This is a genomic window from Microlunatus phosphovorus NM-1, from assembly GCF_000270245.1.
In the GTDB taxonomy this organism is placed as follows: domain Bacteria; phylum Actinomycetota; class Actinomycetes; order Propionibacteriales; family Propionibacteriaceae; genus Microlunatus; species Microlunatus phosphovorus.
The window spans coordinates 3,107,125-3,119,991 of record NC_015635.1 but is presented as its reverse complement, the minus strand read 5'-3'; the positions used below and the strand labels follow the sequence as shown (position 1 = coordinate 3,119,991).

The window sequence follows — 12,867 nt, the reverse complement described above, 5'->3', positions numbered from 1 at the left end:
CACTAGAGGCGTACGGCGTTCAGCCGGTAGCCGCGTTTCACGATGGTGGCGATCAGGCCAGGCACGCCCAGGGCCTGCCGGAGCCGGCTCATTGCCACCTCGAGCGCGTGATCGTCGGCGCCGTCGGGCAGCGAGCGCAACAGTTCCTGACGGCTGACCAGCGCGCCGTCGTGCGCCAGCAGTTTGAACAGGGCCAAGGAGTTGCGGCTGAGCACCACTGCCTTGCCGGCCACGACGACCACCTTGCCGCGCAGTTCCAGTTCGACATCGTCGGTGCGCCAGCGGATCACTCGGCGTTCGCCCAGTTCCTCGGTGACCAGCCGGATCAGGGCGCCGAGCCGATAGCGATCCGGGGTCAGGACCTGGGCACCGGCGTGGCGTAGTGGGCCGGCGGACACCGGGCCGACCGTCGCGGCTAGGACGTCGTCGTTCAGTGCGGCGATCAGCTCGCCCAGCCGGCCCATCGACTTGGCGGCGGCCAGCGTCGCCTCGGCCCCGGGAGCGCTGGTGAAGGTGATCGCGTCCAACTGCCGATCGCACGCGGCGTCGATCAGCTTCTGCAGCCGGTCGGAGCCGGCGGGTTGCACCCAGCGGTACGGGGTGACCGTCCACAGCCGAGCGCTCAGGCCGCGGAGTCGGGCCAACTGGGCTCGGTCGGTGTAGGCATGCAGCTGGATCACCGTGCGTAGCCCGGTCAAGGAGTGCTGCTCGACCGCGTCGATCAGTGCCGCGGTGGTGTCGTTGGCACTGACTGCCAGCTCCTCCAGGCCAGCCGCACGGACTTCGCCGACGGACTTCGGGCCGCGCGCCAAGATCTTGGCCGACTCGAGCGCATCGGTGAGCTCGGCTCCCAGTCCGGCTGCGTCAGCGACCTCGAACCAGCGCCGCATGCCGTATCCGGTCGTGACAAGTACCACCTCGGGTCGGGACTCGATCACCGCCTGGGTCTCCTCGGCGAGTGCGGTGTCCTCGTCATTCGGGGCGATCTTGAGCGACGGGGCGTGCATGACGGTTGCACCGCGTCGCTCCAGGGCAGCGATCAGGTCGTCGGAGCGGCGGTCCGAGGTGACGCCGATCCGGAAGCCGGTGAGCGGGGGAAAGGTCATCGGGCCGGCCAGTCCCCGATCGCCACCACGAGCAGGAGGTTACGCCAAGCCGACTGGGAGGACGTACGCTACTTCGGGCTTGATCGTTTCAGAAAGAGATGGAGGCGGGACCCGAGCGTGTTGTGGCGGAGACCAGCGACCTCGGAGGAAAGCTCCGCTCTGGTGATCATCTGGCGTAGCCGGTTCCTGCGGTCGGCGTTCCTGGCGTTGCTGCTGTCCGGGATCGGGGTCTCGGCGACCACTCCGCAGCTCACGCTGTTCCTGGTCGGTGATCTCGGCGCGTCGGTGCCCGTGGCCGGCCTCTACTACCTGGTCAACTTCATCGCGCCGGTGGCCGGCTACCTCCTCGGCAATCTGTCCGATCGGCAGCCGGATCGCCTGACGCTTTATCGGGTGTGCGGCGTAATCGGCGGTCTCGGCTGGCTGCTGATGTGCCTGGCCACCCAGGTGTGGATGCCGTTCGCGATCGGCGCTGTGGCACTGAGTCTTTCCGGGGCGTCGATGGGGCTGCTGTTCGCGGCGGTCCGCGACGACCTGACCCGGCAGGGGAGTCCGGCGGCCGACCGGGTGATCGCGGCGGTCCGGATGGCCTTCACCGTCGGCTGGATCGTCGGTCCGATCCTGGGCAGCTGGTTCGGTGCGGTGTACGGGCTGCGGCCGTTGTTGCTGGCCACCGCGTTGCTGACCGTCGGCCAGATCCTGCCGCTGGGCGTGCAGCGGGTGCCCCGGTTGGTCGTCGAGGTGTCCGGTCGGGCGGTTGACACGCCGGGTCTGGGTCTGGCTGCCGTGAAACGTGGGTCGCTGGCGCCGCTGTTCGGGTTCGTCGCCTGCTGTGTGCTGGTGATGAACAGCGACACGATCAAGTTCGCGTTCCTGCCCCTCTACATGGCTGATGACCTCGGCACCTCCGATACGGTCCGCGGCGCGGTGATCGCCATCCAGCCGCTGGTGGAGCTGGCGCTGATGCCGTACTTCGCCTGGCTCGCCGATCGGATCGGCCCGATCCGGGTGGTGACGATCGGTGCTGCGTTCGGAGTCGCCGCCAACATCGCGTACGCGACCAGTGAGCACGTACTCGGCCTGTTCGTGGGCCAGCTGCTGATGTCCGCGCTGTGGGCGGCAATCGCCGGGCTCGGGGTGACGGTGGCGCAGCAGCTCTATCCGTACGGTGTTGGTCTTGCCTCGTCGGTGTTCATGAGCTCGATCATGCTGAGCGGTGGACTCGGTGGAGCGATCGGCGGGCTCGGCTCGGCGCTGGTTGGCGTGCCCCAGGTGTTCTACATCTCCGCAGTGCTGGGTGCGTTCGGCACGGCAGGTCTGATCGTGCTGGCGCACCGCCACCCGGCGAGCAGTCTGGCCTTCAGCTCAGCAGCGCCGCGAACCGGCGGATGACCGGTCGCCAGGTCGATTGCAGCACGGCGTCGTTCTCCTCCAGCTCGGCGAGCCATTCCGCCGCGCGCTCAGCAGTCAGGGTGCCGTTGTCGACATCGGCGACGGCCCACAGCCGTACGGTGTCGGCGTCGACCTCCGGGTGGAACTGCACACCCCAGACCTGATCACCCAGCCGCATCGCCTGGACGCCGGATGGTGTTCTGGCTAGTTCGACAGCGCCAGGCGGCAGGTCGACGACGATGTCGTTGTTCCAGTGCGCGGCGACCGCGTCCTCGGCTATCTCGCGGAACAGCGGATCCGAGGCAGCCGCTGCCTGCAGCCCGACGGCCGGCGTGCCGCCCTGCTGACCGCCCGGTGAGCGCGACACTCGACCACCCGCCGCTACCGCCAGCAGCTGATGGCCGAGGCAGATCGCCAGCGTCGGCAGTTGCTCGTCGACCGCGTGGGCGAGCAGCGCCCGGGTGGCCGGCAGCCACGGTGCGACTTCGTCGTCGTACGCCCCGACGTCACCACCCAGCACCAGCAGCCCGGCGTAGCGGGACAGATCGTTCGGCTGGGCCTCGCCGGCGTACGGCCGGATCACCTCGAGCTCAAGTCCTTCGTCGCGCAACCAGGTGCCCACTCGGCCCGGCGGGTCGACAGCCGTGTGCTCGATGACGAGGATCGGACGAGTCATGCGGGACCCTTTCAGCGTCTTGTCGGTCAGCTGAAGGTTCTCATGAGGCCTGTCGTCGGCAATGCGGTGTTCAATGGCCTCGGCACCACCACCCAGGCCTACGGATCGACAGATGTGACCGCGAACTACCGCTCCGAACGTGGAAGGACAGATGAACACAGCGATCCGCGACGGCTACCTCGACGCAGCCGGGGTGTCGCTCCACTACGCCGAGCAGGGAGAAGGGGAGCCGGTGATGCTGCTGCACGGGTACACCAGCGATATCCGTGGGCAGTGGATGGACACCGGGGTGTTTCCCGCCCTCGCGCGTACCTACCGCACCATCGCCCTGGATGCCCGGGGACATGGGTCGAGTGACAAGCCGCACGACCCAGCTGCGTACGGTGCCGAGCTCGGCGACGACGTTCCGCGACTGCTGGATCACCTCGCCATCGACCGAGCCCACATCGTCGGCTATTCGATGGGTGCACACACGGTGGCCCAGCTGCTGACCAGACATCCCGAGCGATTCCGGACCGCGGTGCTCGGCGGTGCCTGCGGCCGGCGGAACTGGACCAAACGCGATCAGCGACGCGTCGACACTGAGGCAGCCGAGATGGAGCAGGGCCTTCCCCGCTCCGCCATCCTCCGGCTTTGGCCGGACGACCGCCCGTTGCCGACCGAGGAAGAGCTGCACGCGCTCGCCGTACGTCAGCTGGAGGGCCACGACCGGCTCGCGTTGGCGGCACTGCGCAGGTCGACGCCGGCACAAGTGGTCACCGAGACCGCGATGCGAGCCGTCACAGTGCCGACACTCGGCATCGTGGGCACCAGCGATCCGTACGTCGAAGACTTCCTTCGGCTCGAGGAGATCATGCCGCAGCTGGAGTTGGTGACGATCGACGGCGCCGACCACGCCACCGCGCCCGGCCGAGCGGAGTTTCGGGATGCCTTGACGGCATTTCTGGCCCGCCGAGCCAGCGCTGACCTCTCGTAGCGCTTCGTCCTTCGGTGCACGTCACGGCAGTCGTTTTGCGGCCCACGGGCGCAGGATGTACTCCGGGGGCGTTCAGCCGCCGATCGTTTGCGCCCCGTGGGCACGAGAAATGCGGCCGACACGCTCAACCGCCGATTGTCTGTGGCCCATGGGATGCCACAGACGTATTCTCGGTCCGCTCGGCCCCACGTGGACCTCGTCCACCATCCAGTCGCCATGGCGGAGAGGGAACGAGCTGATGGTGCGGCTTCCCACCAGAATCCACCCTTGACCAGGGAAGAGACTCATGGCACCGCAACGATGGCGCACACCCAGGACTCGCTGTTTCCGTGCAGTCCGAGGTTGCCGCGGCGGCCAGAGGTGGGCCAGGCTGCAGGAGGTCCCTCGGTGCCGAGGGCACCGGAGGGGATCGGAAGGAATCAGACAGATGTCCGATATCGAGGTCGAGCGGTATCCAGACCTTGATGCAGATGAGCGCACGACCCTCAGCCAGTTCCTCGACCTGTACCGGCATCGAGCGTTATCCCGGCTCACGATCCTGTCGGACGAACAGGCCCGAACAAGGATCCTGCCAGCAACGAAGCTCACAGCGGGTGGCGTCGTCAAGCATCTGGCGCACATGGAGGACCACTGGTTCACGGCGCGCGTGGGGGCTGGCGAGTTGCCGGAGCCGTGGGGGTCGGCTCCGGCTGCCCAGTCAGATTGGGACCTCGAATCCGCTGCCGACGATTCCGTCGAGGAAATCGCCGACCTGTATCGCGCCGCCTGCAATCGCAGTCGCAAGGTGGCCGATCGACTTCCCAGTTTGGAGGTCAGAGCACCTCGTCCTTCATTCGGAAAGGTCCCTGTGACACTCCGCTGGGTGATGGTGCACATGATCGAGGAAACCGCCTGTCACGTCGGACACCTGGATCTACTGACCGATCCCTTCGTCAATCTCAGCGATCGGTAGCGGTTGTCGATCTCCGGAACTCCGGCACCGAGACTCCCAGTGCCTTGTTTGTCTCGTGCCGGGCGTCCGTCGCACGAGTTCCGATCACATCGTTGTGAACTCCCAGGCTCGGTCATATCCGATTACCGACCATCATCCGAACGCGCCGGAGACGGGAGCCGCTTGTCTGTGGTCGACTGAATCGTGACCAACCTCTTCGCTGATTCCACGAGTGTCGCCGAAGCTGATCCCTCCGACATCGCCATGCTGTTCGAGGTCTATTGCGATGTCGTCGCCAGCGGCGGCGCCACTCCTTCGGATGACGACGAGTTGCACGACCTGTTCAACGAGGGATGGATACGCCGACGGCGGGTGTATGCGGCCCGCCGCCACGGCGCGACTCTCGGCGGATACTTTCTGAGAAGCAATTTCCCCGCTATGGCTGGCCACATCGCACAATGCGGCTACTTGGTCAGCCGTAGCGTTCGGGGCCAGGGCATCGGGACCGGTCTTGTTCTCCACTCGTTGGCGGAGGCGCGTCGACTTGGCTACTCGGCCATGATGTTCAACCTCGTCAACGAGGACAATCCCTCTCGTCGAATCTATGAGAGGGCCGGCTTTCAAGTAGTCGGTCGTATCCCCCTCGCGCACGATCAGCTTGACGGATTGATCTACTGGCGCAGCCTCGATGCTGGCGGGAGCAGCGCTCAGGAGCCTGGCCAATAGAACTCCAGTTGGATGTTGTCGGGATCTCGTAGAGTGACCATGGCCGCTGAACCGTACCGGGGTTCCTTGATGCCGGAGTGCACGACTCCGAGCTGGTCGAGGTGCTCGGCCCAATCGTCGAGGGCCGCACGGGTAGCCACCAGAAACTCCACGTGATCCAATCCGATCCGCCGTTCGTCGAAGCGGTCGGATCGATTCCCGGGTCGGCTCAACAGACACAGTTGCATCCCGGTGGCAGGCTCCTCGACTACCACCTGGAGCGGGCCGTCTCCGGAGCTGTAGCGACTGGACTCCGCGGCACCAAGGAGTCGCCCGTACCACGCGGCGCTGCGATCTGCGTCGTTGACGGTGAGGATGACGACGATCTGGCCGGTGAGCGCTGGCTGCATGTGATCAGTCTCGTCCCTGCGAGACATCAGATTCCGTAGGTGCTCGGCCGTGTGCTTGGCTGTCGCATGACGAGTTTCGCCGCGGCCACGCGCTCGGTTCCGCCGACTCGGGGGCCCTGGTCGTACTTGGCATGGCTCGTGTGGCAGCAGCGCCGGAGAGTCGCGCTGGGCGCGTTCTTGGGCACTGCGTGGACGGTGGGTCTGGTCGTGCCGCCGTACCTCCTCTCCCAAGCTGTCGATGCGCTGGTCGACGCCGACCGTCGGGTCGTGCTCGCCTGGTCGACGGCGCTCGTCGTCTCGGGTGCGGTGCTGGCTGGGCTGGGGATCTGGCGCCATCGCACGATGTCGCAAGTCCGGATGGACGCCGCGTTCCGGACAGTCTCGGTGGTGACCGCTCAAGCCGTACGGCTCGGTGCCACGCTGAATCAGCGGAGTCGGGCCGGGGAGGTCGTGACCATCGGGATCGGCGACGTCTGGACGATCGGACGCAGCCTGACGGTCACGGGACCGGGCGTGGGTGCCGTGCTGGCCTATGGCGCGATCGCGGTGCTGCTGTTCCGGGTTTCGGCGCTCCTGGCCGTGGTGGTCCTGATCGGCGTGCCGATCCTTGCGCTGATCCTGGGACCGGCGATGGGACGGCTGCAGAACACCGGCACGGCATATCGGAGCCAGCAGGGCACGTTGACAGGTCGGATCATCGACATCATCGGTGGCCTATCCGTCCTGAACGGGCTTGGCGGCAAGGAGACGTACGCCCGACGTTTCCGTCAGGAGTCCCAAGAGCTACAACGTCAGGGCTACCGAGTCGGCCGCGTCACCAGCTTGATCCAAGCACTCGGGCTGGGACTGCCGACGCTTTCGTAGCGGTCGTGGTGTGGTTGGCCGCCCGGCTGGCCGCCGAGGGAGCGATCTCCGTTGGTCAGTTGGTGGCGGTCTTTGGGTACGCCGCGGTCTTGGTGGTTCCGGTGTCGTTCCTCATCGAGGGTGCGGTCGACATCAGCCGTGCTCTGGTCGCTGGCCGGCGTGTGACCGACTTCTTGTCGCTTCAGCGGAACGACGAGGTGAGGAAGGCCGCACTGCCGACTGACGGGGACCTCATCGACTCGGTCTCCGGAGTAGCAGCACCAGCTGGCATGTTCACGGCCATCGCCACCGCACGACAAGCAGATGCCGTGGCGCTGGTGGACCGGCTCGGCGGCTTCCGCCCAGGTGCACTGTGGAACGGACAGTCGATCGACGAGGTGGATCCGACGAGGCTCCGGGAACACCTACTGGTCGCCGACAACGATGCAGACCTGTTCGCCGGATCGCTTGCCGACGTGGTGGCGGGACGGCACCCCGTCAACGAGAGTGAGGTGCGGCAGGCTCTCCACATCGCCGCGGCAGACGACGTGCTCCAGAGTCTGTCGGACGGTCTGACGTCGAGGATCGACTCGGGTGGAGGCAATCTGTCCGGCGGCCAACGACAACGCGTACGGCTGGCTCGAGCGGTCCTGTCCGATCCGACGGTCCTGCTGGCTGTCGACCCGACCTCTGCTGTCGACGCGGCCACCGAAGCCAGCATCGTCAAGCGACTGGCCCGAGCGCGCCAGGGGCGTACGACGGTGGTCACCTCGACGTCGGCGCTGATCTTGGCCGAAGCCGATCAGGTGCACCTGCTGGCCGGCGATCGACTGGTCGCCAGCGGAACCCACACCACCCTGCTGCGTGACGAACCGGCCTATGCCGCCCTCGTCTTTCGCGGTGAAGCCCCGAAGGGCGCTGGGGCGGCCGGAGACGATCCGTCGTGACCGCCCAGTCGCTGCCGATCGCGGAGCCAGCCGACGTACGCCGGGCAGCCGGCCGACTGGTCAGGGCAGACCGAGTTGCGTTCGCCGCGGTTGTCGTCACCAGCTGCGCTGCCGCTGCGGCAGGTCTGCTGGCCCCATGGCTGGTCGGGCAAATCGTCAACGAGGTCCAAGCCGGCAGCGGCGTAGCCGCGATCGACCGGTGGGGTCTGCTGGTCGTCGTAGCTGCCGTCGCGCAGTTCGCGATCGGCTACGTCGCCCGCTATCTGGGCTACCGCTTCGGCGAGCGTACCTCCGCCCGACTCCGGGAGCAGTTGACCGACCGGCTGATGCGGCTGCCGGCCCGGACGGTGGAACGGGCAGGCGCCGGTGATCTGACGGCTCGTGCCACCACGGATGCCGGGCTGGTTGCCTTCGTGCTCCGCGACGCTGCCCCGGAGGTGCTGTTCGCGCTCATCCAGGCGCTGATCATCCTCATCGCTGTCTTCCTGCTGTCACCGCTGCTCGGCCTGGTCTCGGTGGTCGCGCTGCTGGCGATTCCCCTGGTGCTGCGCTGGTACCTGCGTCGCGCCCGTCCGGCGTACCTGGCCGAGAGCGCGGCCAACGCGGAGGTCGCCGATGTGCTGGCCACCACGGCGGCGGGGGCCCGCACCGTCGAGGCGCTCGGACTGCAGCAACGTCGCAACGACGCGTGTACCGACGCCGTCTCTGTGGCACGTACGGCCATGCTCAAGACGCTGCGACTGCGAACGGTGTTCTTCCCGACCGTCGACACGTCGAGCGCGCTCGCTGTCGGCGCCGTGTTCTGTGTGGGCGGTCTGCTCCATCTGGACCAGGTCATCAGCCTCGGCACCGTGGTCGCCGCGACCCTCTATCTCCGCCAGCTCAGCTCACCCATTGACACCATCTTGCTCTGGGTCGAGACGCTGCAAAGCAGCCTCGCCTCCTTTGCCCGCGTCGAAGGTCTGGCTTCCCAGACCCGGCCCGTCATCGCCGAGACTGCGACACCCGTCGATGAGCGAATCGTCGTCGCCGACGTCTGCTACGCCTATGACGACACCGACGTCTTGCACGGAGTCAGCCTCGACGTCGAGCCTGGCGAGCAGCTTGCTGTGGTCGGAGCATCCGGGGCCGGCAAGACCACTCTCGGTCGGCTCATCGCAGGCATCGATCGACCTCGCGAGGGCTCGGTCACCGTCGGCGGTGCGGTCATCGCGGATCTCCCACCGGAGCGACTCCGCGAGCACGTCCTCCTCGTCACCCAGGAGCATCACGTCTTCGCCGACCCGCTCCGCGACAACCTCGCCATCGCCGCCCCGGACGCCAGTGACGACGACCTCCGTGCTGCCCTTCGCGTCGTCGGCGCGGACTGGGTCGATGAGCTGCCGGACACGCTGGACACCGACCTCGCCGATCATCCGCTCAGCGGTGCCCAGGCGCAGCACATCGCCCTGGCCCGGGTGCTGCTCGCGAATCCGCACACCCTCGTCCTCGACGAGGCCACGGCCCTGCTCGATCCGAACGCCGCACGGCACACCGAACGTGCGCTCGCCGCAACGGTCAAAGGCCGGACCGTGATTGCCGTGGCGCACCGACTGCATACCGCCCGAGACGCCGACCGTATCGCCGTGATGGACGACGGCCGCATCACCGAACTCGGCAGCCACCAGGAGCTTTCGGAAGCCGACGGTGCCTATGCGGCACTGTGGCGAACGTGGCAGGGGGGCCAATAGGGAATCGCTCAACCGGCTTGATTGAGGAGGCCTCGCAGCGTCGTGCAAAGTCCGTCGAGATCGGTGGGGCCTGACCCCGTCGCTAGTAGTACGGCCTGCTCGTCTTCATCCGGTGGCTCAAAGCTCTCCTGGTGGGCCGCCATCACCTCGTCGGTGACGTCGCCGCGATGCCGGGTGACTCGATTGTCGATGAGCCGCTGACGAGTCACCTCTTGCGAGGTGTCGACGAATACGAGGGCTATCGGCGCCCCTATTGAGGAGCAGAGCGATCGCCATCCGTCACGCAGGAATCGAGGCGAGCTGGTGTCGTCGACGATGACCGTCTCGTCTTTGTGCAGCCGCGCCAAAGCTTGTTGCTTGGCCAGCTCGTTGGTTCGCGCCCACTCCGAAAGCGGGATTCCATCGCCCCCATGGAGTCCGCGCTCTTCGTTGATCGCGTCCAAGCTCACGACCGAACCAGGGAGGTGGTCGGCGAGAGACGCGGCTACCGTGCTCTTGCCTGAGAAGGACTTCCCGCAGAGCAACACAAGCCGGCCGGTCATCAGCGTCTCCTCCAGGGACGTGCACGTGTCGAGTGATGGGCTAATCATCGTGTGAGCGTCAACTGAGATCCGCGGCAGTCGACCATGACCGGTTTCGCGGGCTTGCATGACCGGAGCCGAAGCGTACGAGACGTTCCCGCGGGAACGTCTCGTACGTCGATGGTGTGGAATTTGATGTCGTGGTCACCCATCCGCTCTGGCGGCCGTATCTGCCTCGGGCGAACGCAGACCGGCAGTCGCAGCGGGTCGTGCATCGCCAGACCACGCCCGGATCATTGCAGCAACACCAGGATTTCTGGAAAGACCACTACGCCGAGTTGAGACGGCCTATTGAGTCAACCGTTCCGGACCAGGTTGTGAGACTCGTCCATACGGGTTCGACGGCGGTGCGCAGCTTGGTCGCGAAACCCGTCATCGACATCGACTTGACCGTCCCAGACGCTGGAGACGAGATGGCGTACGTTTCATGCAGGAGTGATTGCGTACTCACTGGTGCGTCGCGGCTGCTTCACGTGACGCGGAGCAGCAACAACGCACCAGTCGATGAGCAGCGGAATGCTGTGTGCCGCGACCAGTGTCAGCGGGATGTCAGGCCTCTTGTGAGTTCAGCTGAACGTCTTGCCGTCGATGCTCTGGCGGAGGAGGTCGGCGTGCCCGATGTGACCGGCGTACTCGCGGATCAGATGGATGTACAGCCAGCGGAGCGACATCGGTCCGTGGTGCGGATGGACGTAGACAGCCTCGAGGTCGAGCGCAGCCAGGGTGGCCCGAGATGCCGTCCATTCCTCGCGCAGTCGCTGATACACGGACGGGGCGTTGGCTGGGTCGGCGGGGGCGAAGGCGTCGTTGTACGCCATGGGTAGGTTGCGACCGCCGAAGCGGTTGCGAATCCAGTGGCGCTCGACGTTGGTCAAGTGCTGCATAAGGCTCATCAGCGAGAGAGCGGAAGGAGCGGCAGCTGCTTCGCTGAGGCGGACGCGGGTCCAACCCAGCGCAGCGACGGAGAAACTGGTAGCGCTGCGCCTCCAAGAAGCCGTCGAGGATGGACCGTTCGTCGCCCGCGAACGGCTCGTCGACAGGATCCGGCTCTGGCGCCATCCAACTCATGCGCTCAAGTGTTCCCGCCGGCATCCCGCGATTCCACGCCGACCCTGCGGTCGGTGCCACTGGCATCCAGGTCACCAACTCCTCAGAACTGTTCGCCACCATGCGCTGCGGTAGGCGCTCCATGGCAATCCGCGTCATCGTTTCTTCGACCACTGGTGAAAGCCTTCTACCACGGCGCAGGTGCTGATGACCGGCCCAGTCGGCTTCGGACATACCACGGTCCATCACCTCGGATTTGACAGCGCGGCGATGTCCGAGCGAGTTGATAGCGTCCGCGCATGCACCTGACCAACCGTGCCCAGCACACGTGCCTGTGCCCTCGCGGAACGTGCTGGGAGTCCTGATGGGAACAGGCGAAGAGCTGGACCGGACGGCGGTTCGCAAGCGGCTTAAGCCTGAGGTGTCCGGGGTCGTGTTGGAGGCCATGGATCAGGGTTGGCGGGTCAAGGCGTTGGGACACGGCGTGAAGCTCTTCTGTCCGTGTGTACAGCCTGACCACGGCACCTTCTCGGTGTCGGGCACGCCGAAGTCTCCAACCAACGAGGCTCGCCGGGTGCGCAAGATGTTGTCCAGGTGCCCGAAGTTCGGCTCGTAGCGGAACCCATGGCAGGAGGTTGACATCTGTCAACCTCCTGCCAGTATTGAAGCAAGGAGAGCCCGATGAACACATACGACGTCACCTATATCACCCGACCGATCGACGAAACACTGGAGGAGGCGCTGTCGGATCACGGCGTCAACGTCGGCAGCCATAGCGGCTTGCACTTCGTCATGACCAGCCTCATCACGGACGACTTCCAGAACGCCGCGGAGGAACTGGCGCTCGACTTGAAGCGGCGGGGCGTCGACATCGAGCGAATGGAACTCGACCTTGTCAATCAGTCAGGCATCGCCACCCGTTGTGACAAGACCCGACAAGCAGTCAGCAGTTGGGTCCAGTCCCATGACGTGGTGAACCCGTTCCCCAACCCTCACACAGTAGTGAGCGGGCCGCTTTGGGCCTGGAGCGACGTCAACGAGTGGCTACGCCGGACCGGCAAGAAGGGCTTCGACGACGCATGCTCCGCCAGCCCCGCTCAGGTGGAGGCCTTCAACGCTGCATGGCGGGCGACGCGGTGGCCAACGGTGGAGTCGGTCGACTACGCATCCGCGTCATAGCGGAGGCGACGGGCCCCGGCGGGCGACTTGTCGTCGACGCTCTGGGAGTGTTCGCCTCCAAGCAGTCGTTGGCCGACGTGGCACCCGCCATCATCTCGAGGTTCGTGAACCAGACGGGCATCCCGGCAGTCATACCCATCATGCGCGCATCCTTCCAGGACCTGAACCAGCGACTGGAACTCGATGCGCCGCGACTCGGATTGTTCAAATTCCGACCGGAGGAGTCCGCTGACGGTGAGTAGCTCCGCCGTGTGGCCGGGTGCGGCGATAGGGAGCGGTCGGCAGATCGTGCTGGCCGTGATGGGCGGCGGCCGCATCACCGAACTCGGCAGCCACCAGGAGCT

The 12,867-nt window shown here is 66.2% G+C and carries 15 protein-coding genes and 1 pseudogene; 11 read left to right on the top strand and 5 right to left on the bottom strand.

The features are described 5' to 3' along the window. Nucleotides 1-2: 2 nt before the first annotated feature. Nucleotides 3-1,106 carry a uroporphyrinogen-III synthase gene (locus MLP_RS13985; RefSeq protein ID WP_013863776.1) on the bottom strand — a complete coding sequence of 368 codons (1,104 nt, stop codon included), beginning with the start codon at nt 1,104-1,106 and terminating at the stop codon, nt 3-5. A 162-nt stretch (nt 1,107-1,268) separates the two neighbouring features. Here MLP_RS13985 and MLP_RS13980 point away from each other — a divergent pair, with 162 nt between their 5' ends. Beyond that, complete coding sequence (locus MLP_RS13980; protein ID WP_013863775.1) at nt 1,269-2,498, top strand: MFS transporter; 1,230 nt, start codon at nt 1,269-1,271, stop codon at nt 2,496-2,498. Here MLP_RS13980 and MLP_RS13975 read toward each other — a convergent pair. Further along, nucleotides 2,467-3,174 carry a type 1 glutamine amidotransferase gene (locus tag MLP_RS13975; RefSeq protein WP_013863774.1) on the bottom strand — a complete coding sequence of 236 codons (708 nt, stop codon included), beginning with the start codon at nt 3,172-3,174 and terminating at the stop codon, nt 2,467-2,469. The genes MLP_RS13980 and MLP_RS13975 overlap by 32 nt on opposite strands. Nucleotides 3,175-3,325: 151 nt before the next feature. Here MLP_RS13975 and MLP_RS13970 point away from each other — a divergent pair, with 151 nt between their 5' ends. The 3 genes from MLP_RS13970 to MLP_RS13960 all read left to right on the top strand — a co-directional run bounded on the left by MLP_RS13970 (nt 3,326) and on the right by MLP_RS13960 (nt 5,807). After that, a complete protein-coding gene (locus tag MLP_RS13970; protein ID WP_013863773.1) occupies nt 3,326-4,150 on the top strand; it encodes an alpha/beta fold hydrolase in 825 nt (274 codons plus the stop codon). 427 nt (nt 4,151-4,577) lie between these two features. After that, nucleotides 4,578-5,102 (top strand): DinB family protein, encoded by a 525-nt coding sequence (locus MLP_RS13965; protein WP_013863772.1) that lies wholly within the window; start codon nt 4,578-4,580, stop codon nt 5,100-5,102. 183 nt (nt 5,103-5,285) lie between these two features. Further along, nucleotides 5,286-5,807, top strand: coding sequence for a GNAT family N-acetyltransferase (locus MLP_RS13960; protein WP_013863771.1), 522 nt, complete (start codon nt 5,286-5,288; stop codon nt 5,805-5,807). Here the strand turns inward: MLP_RS13960 and MLP_RS13955 are convergent. Next, entirely contained in the window at nt 5,789-6,196 is a 408-nt protein-coding gene (locus tag MLP_RS13955; protein ID WP_013863770.1) for a VOC family protein, read from the bottom strand. The two genes, MLP_RS13960 and MLP_RS13955, sit on opposite strands and share 19 nt — an antisense overlap. A gap of 66 nt (nt 6,197-6,262) precedes the next feature. Between MLP_RS13955 and MLP_RS28600 the strand changes: the two genes are divergently transcribed. Genes MLP_RS28600 through MLP_RS13945 form a run of 3 tightly spaced genes read left to right on the top strand, consistent with a single transcriptional unit; the run spans nt 6,263 to nt 9,716 of the window. Next, the gene (locus tag MLP_RS28600; protein ID WP_013863769.1) at nt 6,263-7,060 is read left to right on the top strand and encodes an ABC transporter transmembrane domain-containing protein; all 798 of its coding nucleotides are present in this window, start codon (nt 6,263-6,265) and stop codon (nt 7,058-7,060) included. Between the two features lie 5 nt (nt 7,061-7,065). After that, nucleotides 7,066-7,986, top strand: coding sequence for an ATP-binding cassette domain-containing protein (locus MLP_RS28595; protein ID WP_013863768.1), 921 nt, complete (start codon nt 7,066-7,068; stop codon nt 7,984-7,986). Next, nucleotides 7,983-9,716 carry an ABC transporter ATP-binding protein gene (locus MLP_RS13945; protein WP_013863767.1) on the top strand — a complete coding sequence of 578 codons (1,734 nt, stop codon included), beginning with the start codon at nt 7,983-7,985 and terminating at the stop codon, nt 9,714-9,716. The genes MLP_RS28595 and MLP_RS13945 overlap by 4 nt, the downstream gene beginning before the upstream one ends. An 8-nt stretch (nt 9,717-9,724) precedes the next feature. On the opposite strand, the gene MLP_RS13940 is transcribed toward MLP_RS13945, so the two are convergent. After that, a complete protein-coding gene (locus tag MLP_RS13940) occupies nt 9,725-10,258 on the bottom strand; it encodes an ATP-binding protein (protein ID WP_013863766.1) in 534 nt (177 codons plus the stop codon). 164 nt (nt 10,259-10,422) lie between these two features. Between MLP_RS13940 and MLP_RS29515 the strand changes: the two are divergent. Continuing rightward, nucleotides 10,423-10,710 (top strand): annotated as a pseudogene (locus MLP_RS29515) (GrpB family protein); the annotation flags it as partial. A gap of 153 nt (nt 10,711-10,863) precedes the next feature. Here the strand turns inward: MLP_RS29515 and MLP_RS27040 are convergent. Further along, entirely contained in the window at nt 10,864-11,250 is a 387-nt protein-coding gene (locus MLP_RS27040; protein WP_269453397.1) for a mycothiol transferase, read from the bottom strand. Between the two features lie 458 nt (nt 11,251-11,708). On the opposite strand from MLP_RS27040, the gene MLP_RS13930 reads away from it, so the two are divergent. The 3 genes from MLP_RS13930 (at nt 11,709) to MLP_RS13920 (ending at nt 12,765) form a co-directional block, all read left to right on the top strand. Continuing rightward, on the top strand, nt 11,709-11,960 hold the full coding sequence (locus MLP_RS13930; protein ID WP_013863764.1) for a hypothetical protein: 252 nt from the start codon (nt 11,709-11,711) through the stop codon (nt 11,958-11,960). 65 nt (nt 11,961-12,025) lie between these two features. After that, nucleotides 12,026-12,523 (top strand): hypothetical protein, encoded by a 498-nt coding sequence (locus MLP_RS26465; RefSeq protein WP_013863763.1) that lies wholly within the window; start codon nt 12,026-12,028, stop codon nt 12,521-12,523. 47 nt (nt 12,524-12,570) lie between these two features. Then, the gene (locus MLP_RS13920) at nt 12,571-12,765 is read left to right on the top strand and encodes a hypothetical protein (protein WP_013863762.1); all 195 of its coding nucleotides are present in this window, start codon (nt 12,571-12,573) and stop codon (nt 12,763-12,765) included. Nucleotides 12,766-12,867 lie beyond the last annotated feature (102 nt).